This window comes from Acetoanaerobium pronyense (genome assembly GCF_017874355.1).
Lineage (GTDB): Bacteria > Bacillota > Clostridia > Peptostreptococcales > Filifactoraceae > Acetoanaerobium > Acetoanaerobium pronyense.
Genome location: NZ_JAGGLI010000006.1, coordinates 64898 through 82762 on the forward strand (window position 1 = coordinate 64898; position 17865 = coordinate 82762).

Sequence of the window (17865 nt, forward strand, 5' to 3'; positions counted from 1 at the left end):
ATAAATTAATAACTAAAATCAAGGAAGTGATTTAAAATGAAAATATTATTAACTACCCTCAACTCAAAATATATACATACCTGTTTATCTATTAAATATTTATATGAATTCATAAAAGATGAATGTAATTGCTTCATGAAAGAATTCACGATTAATGAAAACATGGACAAAATTTTTTCTGAGATAATTTCTGGTGACTATGATATAGTAGCTTTTTCATGTTATATATGGAATATAGAGCTGACACTAAAGCTATCTGAAACAATAAAACAAGCAAATCCAAAAATTAAAATCCTTCTTGGAGGCCCAGAAGTCACCTATGATTCAGTTGAGGTAATGAAAAATAATGATTTTATTGATTATATAATAGAAGGGGAGGGAGAAATAACTTTATTTGAGACAATAAAAGCATTAAAGGACAATGAAAATATGAATATAGATGGACTGACTTATCGTGAAAATCAAAATAAAAATAACAAAACTTCATATGATAAAAATTCTCAAATAATAAAAAATACCCCGAGAGACCAAATCTCTGACCTAAGTATTATAAAAAGTCCATATACAAGTACCATGAAATCTGAACTAGAAAATAAAATTGCATACTATGAAACATCAAGAGGATGTACTTATAATTGTGAATATTGTCTTTCTTCTACCATAAAGGGAGTGAGATTCTTCCCTGAAAATCAAATTTACTCGGACCTTAAAAAACTGGTCTCTATGGAAGTAAAACAGATTAAATTTGTTGATAGGACTTTTAACTCCCATAAGGAAAGAACTTTAAAGCTAGTAAAATATCTTAAAGAAATAGATAATGGAAAGATAAATTTCCATTTTGAAATAACCGCTCATATGTTGCAAGATGACCTTTTAGAAGAATTCAGGACATCAAGAGAAGGGTTATTTCAGTTTGAAATTGGAGTACAATCCACTAATGAAAAAACTATAAAAGCTGTAAATAGGATAGATAACTTTAAAGTTTTATCTGAAAAAGTAATTATGATTAAAAAATTCAAAAACATACATCAGCATTTGGATCTTATAGCTGGATTGCCTTATGAGAACTTGGATAGATTCAAAATATCCTTTAATGATGTATTTAGACTTAATCCAGAAATGATACAGTTAGGATTCTTAAAGCTTTTAAAAGGAAGTCCGCTGCTAGAAAAAACAGAGCTATATGGATATAAATACAGGAAATATCCTCCTTATGAAGTAATAAGCAGTGATTATATAACACCTAAAGAACTTATATTTCTTAAAGAAATTGAAGATATTGTAGAAAAGTTTTATAATAGCGGTCTCTTTATAAAATCAATATGGTATCTATATGAAAATCACTATTTAAACAATCCCTTTCAACTATTTGAAGATATTAATATATTTTTAAAATCCAAAAAAATCCATGAAAACTTATCTAAAGATGCATTATATGAAGTAATGTATGATTTCTACAAAGACAAGAATTTTCAGGATTTACCATTTTTTAACGACTTATTAAAATTTGATTTTTTAAGACTTGGAAGGGCGAGAAATGTTCCTTCATATTTAAGAAATGAAAGAGAACTTTTCTCTAGAGAGGATTCCCATATTGTATTAAGTGATGAAAAGCTTAAAGAAAGACTAGGATATAAAAAAGATACTCATCCTCTTGAGATAATAAAAAATGGCCATTTAGAGATTTTTAGATACAATATAGATATGTATTTGGAAAATAAAGAGCAGAAGTTACAGTCTAATTACTTTATATATTTTGATTATACTGGCAAGAAGGATTTTAATTCTAGAGTAAGGTTTTTTGGAGGTAATTATGAAAAGTAAAATAGAACACCATCTTATTGAAAAAACAAAAAAACTGGTATTTATTAAAATAGATAACGATCTTATTTTAAGTAATCATAAGCTTAGTACCCTTAAGGAAGTAGAAGTTCCTGTTTTTGCAGAAAGGCTTGTTACTCTAGCTACTGATACTAAAGGCGGAATTACAACAATTGACGTATCAAGTGCAATGATGTATTTGATGGGGATTGATTCAAAATTTATACACAATGATAAGTATTTAAAATTTTTAAAGACAGTAATTGATAGTCCTTCTTCTTTTGCTAGCTCTTTAGCAAAGGAAGCATATGACAAAAAAAGTATAATAGACAGTATAATATATTCAAAGGCTTATATTGCAAATTTTGATATAGATAAGTCTATCACCTATAATTATGCATTACTATGTTATCAGTTTGGACTTTCAAAGGAAGATGAAATTATAAAAAATGACTATATCTTAGAAAGTAAGTACTATTTTGAACAGCTTGTTTCTCTATATGATGATGTTCCCCTCGCATATTATTATTTAGGATATATTTATGGAATCAAGGGAGATGATGAAAAAGCATTAAAATCCTTTGAAAGAATCCTTAACTTTAAAGTTGAAGAGAAGTATATTTTAGATTCAAAAAAGAATATCGATATACTTTCTTCTAAAACAAAATTAGAGAAGGCAATAGATCTTTTGGACGAAGATAATCTAGAAGATGCCCAGAAGATTTTATATGAACTTTCTTTATACGATGATGTTCCATTTGAAGTGGATTTTTATATGGGTTATATCGAAAGATTAAGTGGAAATTATGAAAGGGCAATTGATCTTTATGAAAATGCTTATAAAAAAGATAATAAAAATCCAAAGCTTATGAATGAACTTGGAATCTGTTTTGCTTTTATTGGAGATTTAGAGCAGTCTTATGAGATTTTAAAATATGCAGAGCAGCTTGATCCAGGTAATATAGATATTAAATGTAATACTTGTGTAGTGCTTATGAATATGGGTAAACTTAAAGAGGCACGTGAAGTAATTAATGAAGCTATAGAATTAGCCCCTGATGACGAAATTGTAAATTCGTGCTATAAACAGCTAAATCATCTTGAAAGTTTATAATATAAACAGATTTAAATTGTAGCAGGAAAATGTTTTTTTATATATAATAAGTTAAGGAATTTTTTCTATAGAGGGGAGCAGAAAAATGATAAAACACCTTGATGAGTTACTTGAAGAAGTAAAGTCCAATCCTAGACTAAAGCTTGCTGTGGCTGCAGCAGAAGATTTAGATGTATTAGAAGCTCTAAAAAAAGCAAAAGAAGAGGGCCTAATAGAGCCCATATTAATTGGAGATAAGGATAAGATTACTTCTTTATGTAAAGACATTGGCTTTTCAATAAGCTTTGATGAAGTAATTTCAGCAGAATCACTAGAAGAAAGTGCAAGCATAGCTGTATCACTTGTAAAATCAGGTAAGGCTCATTTTTTAATGAAGGGTCTTCTTGATACGTCGATTTTACTAAAAGCCGTTCTCAACAAAAAAAATGGCCTTAGAACGGATAATTTAATTAGTCATGTAATGGCATATGAAACTTCAGCCTATCATAAATTATTGCTTTTAACTGATGGTGGAATGAATATTTCACCAGATATAAATGAAAAAGCAATGATCATTAAAAATGCAGATATAGTAGCAAAATCTCTAGGAGTAGAGAAGACAAAAGTAGCTGCAATTGCTGCAAAGGAAAAAGCAAGCGATAAAATGCCTGCCACAATAGATGGGTTAAAACTACAGGAAATGTCAAAAAATGGAGATTTTGGAAAAGATGTGATTGTGGAAGGACCTTTAGCCATGGATTTAGCACTTTCACAAGAAGCTGCAGATATAAAAAATTTCAAAAGTGAAATATCAGGTGATGTAGATGTTATTTTAGCACCTTATATAGAAGTAGGAAATGCGATAGGAAAGACTTTAACTTACCTAGCTGGGGCAAAATCAGCCGGAATTATAATGGGTGCTAAGGTACCAATAGTTCTAGTCTCAAGAGCTGATGATGCACAGACAAAGCTTTACTCAATTGCACTAGGTTCTCATATTGCTAGTAAATCTTTGTAAACTTAAATATTTATAATATAAATTAAGGGGGAGTACAAATGTCATTTAAAAGTGATATAGAAATTGCACAGGAAGCGGTTATGTCCCATATAAAGGATATAGCATCAAAGTTAGGACTTTCAGAAGAGGATTATGATTTATACGGAAAATACAAAGCAAAGATTGATTATAATTTATTGAAAAAACCAACTGAGAAAAAAGCTAAGCTTATTCTTACTACTGCAATTAATCCAACTCCAGCTGGAGAAGGAAAGACAACTACCACTATAGGTGTTTCGGACGCTCTTTCAAGACTTGGGAAAAATACAATTGTAGCTCTTAGAGAACCATCATTAGGTCCAGTATTTGGAGTAAAGGGTGGAGCAGCTGGAGGAGGATATGCTCAGGTTGTTCCAATGGAAGACATTAATCTTCATTTTACTGGTGATTTACATGCTATAGGAGCTGCAAATAATCTACTTGCGGCTATGATAGACAATCATATTTACCATGGGAATACTCTAGATATAGACCCTAGAAGAATTACTTGGAAAAGAGCTATAGATATGAATGATAGACAGCTTAGATTTATTACTGATGGTCTTGGTGGAAAGGCAAACGGATTCCCTAGAGAAGATGGTTTTGATATCACAGTAGCATCAGAAGTAATGGCTGCATTTTGTTTATCTTCAGATATAGTAGATCTTAAAGAAAAGCTTGGAAAAATTGTTATTGGATACTCAAGAAAAGGAGACCCTGTAACAGTTGGAGCTCTTAATGCTCATGGAGCTATGGCGGCTCTTTTAAAAGATGCCTTAAAGCCAAATCTAGTACAGACACTAGAAGGGACTCCAGCGTTTATACATGGAGGGCCTTTTGCAAATATAGCTCATGGATGCAACTCTGTAATAGCTACAAAGATGGCAATGCATTTTGCTGACTATGTAGTAACAGAGGCAGGATTTGGAGCGGATCTTGGAGCAGAAAAATTCATTGATATAAAATGCAGGAAATCGGGACTTAAACCAGATGCTGTAATAATAGTAGCTACGGTAAGAGCTCTTAAATATAATGGTGGGGTTGCAAAAGCTGACCTAAATCAAGAAAATCTAGTAGCTCTTGAAAATGGACTACCTAACCTTTTAAAACATGTAGAAAATATCACTACTGTATTTAACCTTCCAGCAGTTGTAGCTATAAATAAGTTTCCTCTTGACACTGATGCAGAAATTCAGCTTATTAAAGACAAATGTAATGAGCTTGGAGTTAACGTTGCTTTATCTGAAGTTTGGGCAAAAGGTGGAGAAGGTGGAGAAGAACTTGCAAATGAAGTTCTTAAACTAATAGAAACAAATGATAAAGAACTAAAGTATGCATATGATGTAAATAGCTCTATTAAAGAAAAGATAAATAGTATAGCTACAAAAATATATGGAGCTGATGGTGTTGATTATACTCCATTAGCGGAGAAGCAGATTGCTGAAATTGAGAAAATCGGCCTTGATAATCTTCCAATATGTATGGCTAAAACACAATATTCACTTACTGATGATCAAACAAAGCTAGGTAGACCTCAAGGATTCAAAATTACAGTAAGAAATATTAAAGCTTCAGCAGGAGCAGGATTCTTGGTTGCATTAACAGGAGAAATCATGACAATGCCAGGACTTCCAAAGATTCCTTCAGCAGAAAAAATAGATATTGATGATACTGGTAAGATTTCAGGATTATTTTAGAGGTGCATCATGGAGCTAAAGGAATATAGCTTATTTGATTTCATTGAAAATCTTTCTTCAAAGTCTCCAGCTCCAGGAGGGGGCGGCTCAGCCGCTCTTTCAGGAGCTCAAGGAATGGCTCTTGCTGCTATGGTATGTAATTTAACTATTGGAAAGAAAAAATATATAGAATTTGATGCTGAGCTTAAAAACATATTAGAAAAAAGCATTTTGATGCAGGGCAGATTTTTGGATTTGATTGAAGAAGATAAAAACAACTTTATTCCTCTTTCAAATGCATATGGACTTCCAAGTGAAACTGAGGAAGAAAAAAATATTAAGCTAACTTACATGGAGGAAGCTTTAAAAACAGCTTGTAAGACTCCATATGAAGTTGTAGAGCTTGCATATGAAGGGATACTTCATCATCAAAGGCTTTTAAATATTTCTTCAAAACTAGTGATAAGCGATGTAGGTGTTGGAGTACAAAATTTAAGAACTGCTATTTTGGCTGGACAGATGAATATATTAATTAATACTAAGCTAATGAAGGATAGAGTTCACGCTCAAGATATGGAAAATCATATATCTGAGCTTGTACAAAAAGGTATAAAAATAGCTGATGAGATTTCAATAAATGTACTGGAAAGAATGAAGTAAAAATTATTTTACAATAAGGAGAATATTCATGGGAGAAATCATAAAAGGAAAAGATGTTTCAGAAAAAATATCTAATGATATTATTAAAGAAATTGAAATTTTAAGTGCCAAAAATATTATTCCTAAGCTTCAAATCATAAGAGTAGGAGAAAATAAAGATGATATCTCCTATGAAAAATCCATAATAAAGAAGATGCAGACTCTTAATCTTCCTGTGGATATAAAAGTATTAGAAGAATCGGTTAGTCAGGAAATATTTTTGGAAACATTAAAAGAAGCCAATGATAGTGAATCTATCCATGGAATATTGATTTTTAGACCTCTTCCAAAGCATTTAGATGAAAATATAATTAAAAACGTAATATCGCCTGAAAAAGATATTGATTGTCTTAATCCATTAAATGTAGGAAAAACTGTAGAAGGTGATAAAACTGGGTTTGCACCTTGTACCCCTTCGGCAGTAATGGAAATCCTGAGTTACTTGGATATAGACTTAAAAGGGAAAAAATGTGCTGTTATAGGCTCATCAATGGTAGTAGGTAAGCCAGTATCTTCACTTCTTTTAAATCAAAAGGCTACAGTAACTGTCTGCAACAGCAGCACAAAAAATATCCAGGATATAACTAGAAGCTCTGATATTATAATTGCTTGCGCTGGAGTACCTAGACTTGTAAAAAAAGATTGGGTATTAAGAGGAGCAGTTGTTGTTGATGTTGGGATCAACTTTGATGAAAATGGAGTGATGTGCGGAGATGTTGATTTTGAAAATGTAAAAGAAATCGCATCCATGATAACTCCTGTTCCTGGGGGAGTAGGAGGAGTTACCACCTCTATATTGGCCAAACACACGGTAAGAGCATGCAAACAGCTTACAAACAATATCTAAAGACAGCCACCCTATTAAAACAATAAAATTTGCTGATTATAATATTAAGCATTGATTTGTTCAAAATAAAAAGATGAAACTAGGCATATTACTTTCGCCAGGTTTCATCTTTTTTTATAGAATTATATTTAAATCTATAATAATATATTTCTATCTTTTACAACCAGTTTTCCAAGTTTATAAACCTCTTTTACGTGATTTACTCCAAAATGATAAAGGATATAATCAAGATTAGGAGCATTAAAAACTACTAAGTCTGCATTTTTTCCTTCTTTTAGACTTCCTCTATCAGTTGCTTTATCAAGAGCATAAGCACCGTTTATTGTAACAGCATTAAAAACCTCTATAGGAGTCATTTTCATAGCTAGTGAGCCCAGCTGCATTATAAGCTGCAAGTTTTCAGTAGGACAGCTTCCTGGATTATAGTCGGTAGATAGAGCCAATGCAAGATTTTTTTCAAGCATTTTTCTAGCATCCGCATAAGTGTTTTTCATAAGACTAAATGTTGTACCTGGAAGAAGATTAGCAATTATATTGTTTTCTGCCATAAGCTCCATTCCTTTTTCAGAGGCTGCCATTAAATGATCTGCTGTATGAGTACCCATCTCCGCAGCAAGTTCAGCTCCACCTAAGGATACTATTTCATCTGCATGAATCTTTAGCTTTAAGCCACTGTCTTTTGCAGACTGAAGAATCCTTCTTGTTTGATCTACACTAAAAACTCCTTCTTCACAGAAGACATCGCAGAAATGAGCTAAATCCATTTGCGCAACTTTAGGAATCATATCTTCAATTAATTGCTTTACAAACACTTCTGGCTCTGTCTTGTACTCAGTAGGGATAGCATGAGCACCCATAAAAGTAGAAATTATATCGGCAGGGTGATTTTCGTTTAATTTTTTAGCAACTTTTAGTTGTTTTTCCTCTGTTTCCCAGTTGAGCCCATATCCACTTTTACCTTCTACAGTTGTAGTTCCATGTATAAGCATGGTATTTAAGCTAGCTTCTGCCTTGTCATAAAGCTCATCAAATGTGGCATTTTGAGTAGCTTTAACAGTACTTAGAATCCCGCCACCAGCTTTCAAAATATCCAAATAGCTGACGCCGCTTAGTTTTAGATTGAATTCATTTTCTCTGCTGCCTCCATGAACTAGGTGAGTATGGGAATCTATAAGTCCAGGAGTTACAGTATAGCCTTTAAGATCTTTCAACTCAGTATCAGAGCCTAATATATCCTTTGGGACATTACCACTTCCTATTTTTAATATTTTACCGTCTTTTACAGCTATATATCCATTTTGAATGATATCAGCCTGAGCCATCTCGGTACCTTTTAAAGGTCTTCCAAAATCATTTGGAGAAAATATTTGATTTATATTATATAAAACTAAATCTGCATACATGAAATCACTCCAATTACATTTTTAAATTATCGTGGATTCTATCAAGTACGGTATCTCTTTTAGCTCTAACGTGTTCAAGGATTTTATTACACTGTGATTCTAAGTTTTTCCCTCTCTCTATATCAGCTACTGATCCAAGATTGATTTTTACATTTAGTATTGCCCCTTCAGCTCCTGAAGCGCACATCAAGTATGCAACTCCTATATCTGTTAAAGCGTTTTCATTTCCATAATTTAATATAATTTCCATCTTTTCCATTGCCTCTTGTGATAATTTAGCAATCTGGTATGGAACTTCAATGGAGCCCCAAGTTGCAAATTCAAGGGCATCCTTTCGCAGAAGTTTTTCTTCTTCTGTATCTTTAGGCATTTTTATTGCCTTCATTACTTCATTGAAGGACTCAGTATCTTTATCAACAAGATTAAAAAGCTCTTCTTTTATAACATTTAACTCTTCATATGCAATTTCAAAATCCTTTTTTATACTTTCATCATGAATTTCAAATTTCTTTTTTCCAAAACTTAGTTTCGCCATCATTCTAGAAAGTGAAACTCCTACTGCAGAGCTATATGCTGAGCATGAACCTCCTCCTGGAGCTGGAGACAAGGAATCTACTTCATTGGCAAAATTCATTAGTGACATTTCTATTAATTTCATTTTTTCACCTACTCCCAAATTCTTGTTTCAAGTACTTGATCCATTGAAAAATTGTCTAGCTTTAAATGATAAATTGCAGTATCTATTAGAGTCTTCATTGGTACAAGTCCAACGATTTCTGAATCAGTTACGGCAACTCCATATCTAGCTGCTTCTCTTTCAACTGTATCAAAGACTCTAAAAATAGTAGTGAAATCAGGGTTTACAAGGTTCATTGATACCTGAGCTTTTCCAGTTTCTTCAATTAAAAGGCCCATTGCTTTACAATAAACAAAGCCACCTTTAGCCGCACGAATAACATTTGCAATATTTTTTGCTATCTTTACATCAGAAGTAGCAAGATTTATATTATAAGCCACAAGAGGAGGTCTAGCTCCTACTGCAACAATACCAGCATTAACATTGAACTGCTGTGGACCGTAATCTGGTATCCATTTTTCTTCTTTTATTTTTTCTTCCATACCCTCATACTGTCCTCTTCTTACATCTGCAAGGTTAGTTCTATGTGGAGCAGAAGCAGAGCTCTCATATAAAGTTACATGCATATTGCACTCGCTTCCGATTTTTTCTCCAAGTTTTTTTGAAAGTTCTACAGCTTCTTCTATAGTTATATCTTTGATTGGAATCAGAGGTATTACATCTACTGCACCCATTCTAGGATGTCCACCTGTATGAGTAGTCATATCTATTAATTCTGTGGCTTTTTTTGTAAGCTTATATGCTGCTTCAATTACTGCTTCTGGCTCTCCTAAAAATGTTATAACAGATCTATTGTGATCCTTGTCAGATGAATAGTCTAAAAGCTTTACACCTTTTGTGTTTCTTACTTCATCTAAAATCTTTTCAACTTTTTCTAAATCTCTTCCTTCACTAATATTTGGTACACATTCTAGTATTGCTGCCATTTAATCACCTCATAATTGATTTGTATTTAATATTAGAATTACATCTTTAAATTATCATAAATATTAGTTTTTTTAAAGAGAAATTAATATTTATCAGGTAATCGTTTTCTGATATATTAATGAGTGGGTAATAATTTTTTTAAAATCATGATATAATTACTTAAAAAGATGAAAATTTCAGGAGGTATAAAATGAATTTTGATATTGAAAAAGCAATGACTATAAAATTGGATTTAGAATTGCCTGAATATCCTGAATTTGAAAAAGGGATAAGAAGAGCTCCAAAGAGAGAAGCGAATCTTTCTCAAAATGATATAGAACTTGCAATAAAAAATGCTTTACGTTACATACCAAAGGCACATCATGAACAAATGGCAAAAGAGTTTTTAGAAGAGCTTTTAACAACTGGACGTATCTACGGATATAGATATAGACCGCAAGGAAGGCTAGTTGGAAAATCAATTGATGAATATAAAGGAAATTGTATAGAAGCGAAAGCATTTCAGGTTATGATTGACAATAACTTGGATTTTGACATAGCTCTTTATCCTTATGAGCTTGTGACTTATGGGGAAACTGGACAGGTATGCCAAAACTGGATGCAATATCAGCTTATAAAAAAATATCTTGAAGTTATGACAAATGATCAAACTCTAGTTATCGAATCAGGTCACCCATGCGGATTGTTTAAATCCCATCCACTAGCGCCAAGGGCAATTATAACAAATGGTCTTATGATAGGCATGTTTGATAATCAAGATGATTTTAATAGAGCAGCCGCAATTGGTGTGGCAAATTACGGTCAAATGACGGCTGGGGGCTGGATGTATATAGGACCTCAAGGTATCGTTCATGGAACCTTTAATACATTACTTAACGCTGGAAGAATAAAACTAGGACTTGAAAAAGATCAAGATCTTAAAGGCAAGATATTTATTTCTTCTGGACTTGGTGGAATGAGTGGAGCTCAAGGTAAGGCTGCTGAAATTGCAGGTGCGGTTTCTATTATAGCTGAAGTGGATTATTCTAGAGTAAAAACTAGATTTGACCAAGGATGGGTTTCGGAAATATCTTCGGATTTAGATGAGGTATTTAAAATAGTAAAAGAGAAAAAAGAAAATGGATCTCCTTGCGCTATAGCTTATCATGGAAATGTTGTAGACTTATTAGAATATGTAATTAAGCACAATATACATGTGGATTTATTATCAGATCAAACATCATGTCATGTTCCATATGATGGAGGATACTGTCCTCAAGGAATGACTTTTGAGGAAAGAACTGATATGCTTGCTGAGAATCCAAAGAAATTTAAAGAGAAGGTAAATGAAACATTAAGACACCACTATGAGTTAATTAAAGAGCTTGATCAAAGAGGAACATATTTCTTTGATTATGGAAATAGCTTTATGAAAGCTATATACGATGCTGGTGTAAAAGAAATATGTAAAAATGGAAATAATGAAATAGATGGATTTATATTCCCATCTTATGTTGAGGACATACTAGGGCCTAAGCTTTTTGATTATGGATATGGACCATTTAGGTGGGTATGCCTTAGCGGAAAACAAGATGACCTAGATGCTACAGATAAGGCAGCTATGGAGTGTATAGATCCTGATAGAAGATATCAAGATAGAGATAATTATGTATGGGTTAGAGATGCTAAAAAGAACAAGCTTGTTGTAGGAACTAAAGCAAGAATACTATATCAAGATGCTCTTGGAAGAACAAAAATTGCCCTCAAATTTAATGAAATGGTAAGAAATGGTGAAATAGGACCTGTAATGCTTGGTAGAGATCATCACGATACAGGAGGAACTGATTCTCCATTTAGAGAAACTTCAAATATCAAAGATGGTTCAAATATTATGGCTGAAATGGCAACTCAGTGCTTTGCTGGAAATGCAGCTAGAGGAATGAGCCTTATTGCACTTCATAATGGTGGTGGAGTAGGAATAGGAAAATCAATCAATGGTGGATTTGGGATGGTTCTTGATGGAAGTGAAAGAGTAGATACTATACTAAATATGGCTATGCCTTGGGATACCATGGTAGGAGTATCAAGAAGAGCATGGGCTACAAATGAAAACTCCATATCTACTTGTATAGAATACAATGAACTAATGAAGGAAACAGACCATATCACTCTTCCTTACGTAGCTGATGAAAAAATGGTTAAAGAATTAGTAGAAAATAAGATAAAGTAATTATAAACTTTCGCTATAGCATATATTCAATAAATTAATAAAGGTTTTATAATAGCACTAATGTAATATTTATAAAATCTGTGGTATAATTATAAACGAGTAGGCTGAGTAGTCGCGTGATTAATAATCACGAGGAAAGTCCGAGCTCCACAGGGCGAGGGTGCCAGGTAACTCCTGGTGGAGGTGACTCTAAGGACAGTGCAACAGAGATATACCGCCTGCATATGCAGGTAAGGGTGGAAAGGTGGGGTAAGAGCCCACCAGCAGCTAGGCGACTAGTTGGCTATGTAAACCCCATCCGGAGCAAGACCAAGTAGGGGCTGATGTGGAGGCTGCCCGTCTCCGTCCCGTAGGTAGGTCGCTAGAGGTAATTGGCGACAATTATCGTAGATAGATGACTGCTTTCGACAGAACTCGGCTTATAGGCCTGCTCATTTCAACATGAAAAAAACCTCGAACTGATATTAATATAATGTCTTCGAGGTTTTATTTTAGGCGAATTTATAATTATCGAAGGAGGACAATATATGAATATTAAGCATAGTGTAGATTTGATAGAATCATATTTAGATTTAGATAGAAAGCCAGTAGGTGTTAAATTTCTGTTTAGCCAAGAAGAATTTAACAATTATGAAGTTCCTCAACGAGATAGAAAAGTAACTTATTGTAATTCTGTACAACTTGCAAGCAAGGGTCAATCAATGAAACTGACTAAAGAAAATCAAGGATGTCCTAATGGTGCGATGGCTCTAAAAATGAAAGAAGTACCTGAACCAATGGCAAATGGAAAAGGAAGATTTAGCAAAAATATATACAATGATGTACAGACGTCAAAGAGCATTAGTGATGAAATGCTATTTTTAAAAGAAGAGCCTGCAGGTATCGTAGTTATGCCTCTTGAAAATTACATAGATGCTCCAGATGTGGTGATTGTAATTGGTAACTCCTATAATGTTATGAGAATGATACAGGGCCATGGTTATTTTAATGGATATACAGCAAATTTAAGGACAGTTGGCCTTCAGGCGGTCTGTCAAGATTTAACTACTTACCCTTTTAATACAGAAGATATTAATATTTCTTTATTATGCCCAGGAACTCGCTTAGTTGCAAACTGGGAAGCTGATGAAATGGGAATCGGTATTCCTTTTGAAAAATGGTATGAAGTTGTTGAAGGAGTAAAAGAGACTACAAACCCGTTTGAAAGAAATAAGAATAAAAAATCTATTTTAAAAAGATTAGAAGAGCGTGGATTAGACACTAGCGAGATTATACTTAATCAAAATTATGATGATGGATCGTATAGTGGCGGGAAAATAGAAATTGAGAAATAAATTTATTTGCCTCCATACTATGGAGGCATTTTTATAGAGCTTTTTTCCTTGAAAGGATGAACGTATTGATTGAAATAATGAAACACATGGTAAACAACCTTGGATATATTGTTTTAATGGCCTTTGTTTTGAGTAAATTAAAAATGTTCAAAAATATTTTTATTAGAGAAGAATTCAGCAATAAAGAAAAGTTTATTTTGACTCTAATCTTTGGAACTTTTGGAATTCTTGGAACCTATATTGGAACTGATGTCAATGGAGCGATAGCCAATACAAGAATTATAGGAATTATGGTAGGAGGAATTTTGTGTGGTCCTATAGTTGGATTATTTGCTGGAGTAATAGCTGGTCTGCATAGAATACTTATTGATTTTGGAGGAATCACAGCTCTTCCTTGTGCAATAACCACTATTTTTTCTGGATTAGCTGCTGGAATTATACATAAAAAAGTATATCAAAAGAAATACTGGATTTATGGACTTCTTGGTGGAACTATCATGGAAAGCCTTGGTATGGTACTTATACTAATTATGTCGAAACCTTTTGAGCAAGCCTTTACAATAGTAAGAAGTATATATGTGCCAATGGTTTTAATCAATGGAATAGGTATCGCTTTAGTAATTCTTATGATTGAAAGTATCTTTCATGAAAAAGAAAAGCTTGCTTCTGATCAGGCAAAGTTAGCCCTTGAAATAGCCAATAAAACTCTCCCTTTTTTCAGGCATAGTGATAATAACTCATTTGAAAAGGTATGTCAGATAATTAAAGAATCAACAAATTCTGATGCAGTAGCTATTACAGATAGAGAAAAAATCTTATCTCATATTGGAGCAGGAAGTGATCATCATATTCCTGGAGCAACAATTTCAACTTCTGCCACAGAGTTTGTCCTTAAAAGTGGGGACATAAAAATATTAAATAATAAGGATGATATTTGCTGTTTAAATTCTCAGTGTGGGTTAAAGTCTGGAATTATAGTACCATTAAAAGATAATGATAAGGTTGTTGGTACTCTCAAGATATACTATACAAAAGACCACGCTATTAATCATATAAATAAAGTTCTTGCCATTGGACTTTCCCAAATAATTTCTACTCAAATTGAAATTAGTAAAATTGAAAGGTTAGAAACAATGAATGTTAAGTCAGAGCTTAAAGCTCTTCAGGCCCAGATTAATCCACATTTTTTATTTAATGCCTTAAATACAATTATTTCTTTTATACGAATAGATCCTTCTAAGGCTAGAGAGTTAATTATAAACCTATCTACATATCTTAGATATAATATTGACAATATAGAATCTATGGTTGATATAAATAAAGAAATAGAACAAATAAAGGCTTATATTGATATAGAAAAGGCAAGATTTTCAAATAGAATTAATGTTCAATATGATATAGACGAATTAAATGACTTTAAAATCCCTAGTTTGATAATACAACCTCTAGTAGAAAACTCCATAAAGCATGGAATATTGAAAAATAATCTTAATGGGAACATAATAATAAAAATAAAGGACCTTAAAAATAAGCTTATTCAAATTTCAATTGAGGATAACGGCTCAGGAATACCAAATAGCGTAATTAATTCACTAAAGTCATCTAATTTTCCTCATCATAATATCGGTCTTTTAAATGTTCATAAAAGACTTGAGATGCACTATGGAGAGGGCTTAAAGATAGAAAATCTAAGTAGCGGTTCACGGATAACCTTTAATATACCAAGGGAGCAGATTTTATGATTAGTTGTATCATTATAGAAGATGAATATCCTGCTAGAGAAGAATTGAAATATTTTATAAAAAATACTTCTGGCTTTGAGCTTCAAGGAGAATTTGAATCTTCAGAAGAAGCTTTACAATTTTTAGGTAAAAGGGTTCCAGACGTGATTTTTATGGATATAAATATACCTGGTATAAATGGAATGACATTGAGTAAAATAATTAAAAATTTAAACTCTATGCCACAAATAGTCTTTATTACAGCCCATAAAGAACATGCAGTAGAAGCTTTTGAAATAGAAGCTTTTGATTATATTTTAAAACCCTATTCAGAAGAACGAATTGTAAAAGCATTAAAAAAGTTAGAAACTCACTTTAATGAAAAAAACGTCAGTGATATTAAAAATGAAAGAATTTCACTTTGGAAAAACGATAAAATGATAGTTGTTGATGTAAAAGATATAATTTATTGTGAAGCAAGTGAAAGAGAAACTATAATTACAACAAAATTTGATATATTTAACGTCAACTTTACTTTTTCTGAATTTGAAAAAAAGCTACCAGTAGATATTTTTTTTAGATGTCATAGATCATATATTGTAAATTTGACATTGATAGACGAGATAATTCCATGGTTCAATGGAACCTTGATGATAAGATTTAATAAACTAAAAAAAGATGTTCCAGTTAGCAAAAAAAATGTAAAAGACTTTAAAAATCTAATGGGTTTGATTTAAAGCAAACAAGCCATACTAGGAAAATGTTTTTCGAAAATATTTCATGTATGTTATTAGTCACTTCATGCCATATTTATGTTATTTCAAAGCTATACTTGATAAATAAATAACCTTCTTATTTATAATATAAATTAAGTTTTACAATTATAAAAGGAGGGTATGGTATGATTACTTTTGTTTCAGCAATTATAATTTTGATTGGCGGATATTTTATTTATGGAAAATTTGTAGAAAATGTATTTGGAATTGATGAACTTCGCAAAACACCGGCTTTAGCCTTGGAAGATGGAGTAGACTATGTTCCAATGCCATGGCATAAGATATTTTTAATTCAATTTTTGAATATAGCAGGATTAGGACCGATTTACGGCGCTGTAGCAGGTGCACTTTGGGGACCAGCGGCTTTCTTATGGATTGTATTTGGATGTCTTTTCGCTGGTGCAGTTCATGATTATTTCTCTGGTGTACTTTCTATGAGACATGAAGGGACAAGTGTTTCTGAGATAGTTGGTATTTACCTTGGAGAAACTGCTAGGAATGTTATGAGAGTTTTTTCGGTAGTTTTACTTGTACTTGTTGGAGTTGTATTTGTAATGGGACCTGCTGGTCTTTTAAGCAACATGACTAATATGAATACTACATTATGGGTAGGAATAATAATAGCTTACTACATACTTGCTACTGTACTTCCAGTAGATAAAATAATAGGTAAGATTTATCCGATTTTTGGTGCTTCACTTATTATAATGGCCATTGGTATTGGTTTTGGCATTATATCTCAAGGATACACAATTCCAGAATTATCATTTTCAAATATGCATCCTAAATCTACACCAATTTTTCCGTTTTTATTTATAACGATAGCTTGTGGCGCAATATCTGGTTTTCATGCCACTCAGTCGCCTCTTATGGCAAGATGTGTTAAAACAGAAAAAGATGCTAGAAGAATCTTCTACGGATCTATGGTTGCTGAAGGAATTATAGCTTTAATTTGGGCAGCCGCAGCTATGGCTTTCTTTGGGGGCACAGGTGCACTAGCTGAAACTCTTGGAAATGGCGGGCCTGGAGTAGTGGTAAATACTATTTCCACAAGTCTACTTGGAACTGTAGGTGGGGCTCTTGCTCTTCTTGGAGTGGTAGCTTGTCCAATAACATCTGGAGATACTGCATTTAGAAGTGCTAGACTTGTAATAGCAGACTCTATTAATCTAAAACAACAAAGTATTGCAAATAGATTTTATATAGCTATACCACTATTTATTGTAGGGATCGCACTTACAATGATAGATTTTAATATAATATGGAGATATTTTTCTTGGTCAAATCAAACTCTTGCGATGATTATGCTTTGGGCAGCTGCAGCATATCTATCTAAGGAAAATAAAATGCATTGGATTTGCAGTATTCCAGCAACTTTTATGACAGCAGTTACTACAAGCTATATCATGCAGGCTCCTGAAGGATTTAGAATTAATGCTTTAATCTCTAACTCTACAGGTATAATTGTTGCAGCATTATTCTTATTTATGTTTATAAACAAAAAATCTAAATCTTCAAAAATATCAAAAGCAGCATAACCTAAGCTTTTACGCATATAAGGCCTGAAATCGATTTATAGATTTCAGGCCTTATTCATATAAAATTAACCTAATAGAAAATAATCATTTCTCATGATATAATATATTCACATTTATTGTATTCTTTACAATAATGAAATTACTTTAT

The 17865-nt window shown here is 32.6% G+C and carries 14 protein-coding genes and 1 other RNA gene; 12 read left to right on the top strand and 3 right to left on the bottom strand.

Going from position 1 to position 17865, the window contains the following annotated elements:
- Positions 1–36: 36 nt before the first annotated feature.
- The 6 genes from J2Z35_RS04070 to J2Z35_RS04095 all read left to right on the top strand — a co-directional run bounded on the left by J2Z35_RS04070 (position 37) and on the right by J2Z35_RS04095 (position 7172).
- Positions 37–1824, top strand: a complete 1788-nt coding sequence (locus J2Z35_RS04070) for a B12-binding domain-containing radical SAM protein (protein WP_209659672.1) — start codon at positions 37–39, stop codon at positions 1822–1824.
- Positions 1814–2935, top strand: a complete 1122-nt coding sequence (locus tag J2Z35_RS04075; protein ID WP_209659674.1) for a tetratricopeptide repeat protein — start codon at positions 1814–1816, stop codon at positions 2933–2935. The genes J2Z35_RS04070 and J2Z35_RS04075 overlap by 11 nt, the downstream gene beginning before the upstream one ends.
- An 85-nt stretch (positions 2936–3020) precedes the next feature.
- Positions 3021–3932 carry a bifunctional enoyl-CoA hydratase/phosphate acetyltransferase gene (locus J2Z35_RS04080; protein WP_209659676.1) on the top strand — a complete coding sequence of 304 codons (912 nt, stop codon included), beginning with the start codon at positions 3021–3023 and terminating at the stop codon, positions 3930–3932.
- A 38-nt stretch (positions 3933–3970) separates the two neighbouring features.
- On the top strand, positions 3971–5647 hold the full coding sequence (locus tag J2Z35_RS04085; protein ID WP_209659678.1) for a formate--tetrahydrofolate ligase: 1677 nt from the start codon (positions 3971–3973) through the stop codon (positions 5645–5647).
- 9 nt (positions 5648–5656) lie between these two features.
- Positions 5657–6286 (top strand): cyclodeaminase/cyclohydrolase family protein, encoded by a 630-nt coding sequence (locus J2Z35_RS04090; protein ID WP_209659680.1) that lies wholly within the window; start codon positions 5657–5659, stop codon positions 6284–6286.
- 28 nt (positions 6287–6314) lie between these two features.
- Positions 6315–7172 carry a bifunctional 5,10-methylenetetrahydrofolate dehydrogenase/5,10-methenyltetrahydrofolate cyclohydrolase gene (locus tag J2Z35_RS04095; RefSeq protein WP_209659682.1) on the top strand — a complete coding sequence of 286 codons (858 nt, stop codon included), beginning with the start codon at positions 6315–6317 and terminating at the stop codon, positions 7170–7172.
- A gap of 134 nt (positions 7173–7306) precedes the next feature.
- On the opposite strand, the gene hutI is transcribed toward J2Z35_RS04095, so the two are convergent.
- Genes hutI through ftcD form a run of 3 tightly spaced genes read right to left on the bottom strand, consistent with a single transcriptional unit; the run spans position 7307 to position 10138 of the window.
- Positions 7307–8575, bottom strand: a complete 1269-nt coding sequence (hutI, locus tag J2Z35_RS04100; protein WP_209659684.1) for an imidazolonepropionase — start codon at positions 8573–8575, stop codon at positions 7307–7309.
- 13 nt (positions 8576–8588) lie between these two features.
- Positions 8589–9233 (bottom strand): cyclodeaminase/cyclohydrolase family protein, encoded by a 645-nt coding sequence (locus tag J2Z35_RS04105; RefSeq protein ID WP_209659685.1) that lies wholly within the window; start codon positions 9231–9233, stop codon positions 8589–8591.
- An 8-nt stretch (positions 9234–9241) separates the two neighbouring features.
- Positions 9242–10138, bottom strand: coding sequence for a glutamate formimidoyltransferase (gene ftcD / locus J2Z35_RS04110; RefSeq protein WP_209659687.1), 897 nt, complete (start codon positions 10136–10138; stop codon positions 9242–9244).
- A gap of 191 nt (positions 10139–10329) precedes the next feature.
- Here ftcD and J2Z35_RS04115 point away from each other — a divergent pair, with 191 nt between their 5' ends.
- The 6 genes from J2Z35_RS04115 (at position 10330) to J2Z35_RS04140 (ending at position 17717) form a co-directional block, all read left to right on the top strand.
- Positions 10330–12348 (top strand): urocanate hydratase, encoded by a 2019-nt coding sequence (locus J2Z35_RS04115; RefSeq protein ID WP_209659689.1) that lies wholly within the window; start codon positions 10330–10332, stop codon positions 12346–12348.
- 96 nt (positions 12349–12444) lie between these two features.
- Positions 12445–12786: RNase P RNA component class A (gene rnpB, locus J2Z35_RS04120), an RNA gene on the top strand.
- An 89-nt stretch (positions 12787–12875) separates the two neighbouring features.
- Positions 12876–13682 carry a DUF169 domain-containing protein gene (locus tag J2Z35_RS04125; protein ID WP_209659691.1) on the top strand — a complete coding sequence of 269 codons (807 nt, stop codon included), beginning with the start codon at positions 12876–12878 and terminating at the stop codon, positions 13680–13682.
- A gap of 56 nt (positions 13683–13738) precedes the next feature.
- Positions 13739–15424 (top strand): sensor histidine kinase, encoded by a 1686-nt coding sequence (locus J2Z35_RS04130; RefSeq protein WP_245330750.1) that lies wholly within the window; start codon positions 13739–13741, stop codon positions 15422–15424.
- Positions 15421–16140 carry a LytR/AlgR family response regulator transcription factor gene (locus J2Z35_RS04135; protein WP_245330751.1) on the top strand — a complete coding sequence of 240 codons (720 nt, stop codon included), beginning with the start codon at positions 15421–15423 and terminating at the stop codon, positions 16138–16140. Before J2Z35_RS04130 ends, J2Z35_RS04135 begins: the two co-directional genes overlap by 4 nt.
- Before the next feature lie 164 nt (positions 16141–16304).
- The gene (locus J2Z35_RS04140) at positions 16305–17717 is read left to right on the top strand and encodes a carbon starvation CstA family protein (RefSeq protein ID WP_209659693.1); all 1413 of its coding nucleotides are present in this window, start codon (positions 16305–16307) and stop codon (positions 17715–17717) included.
- The last annotated feature ends 148 nt before the right edge of the window (positions 17718–17865 follow it).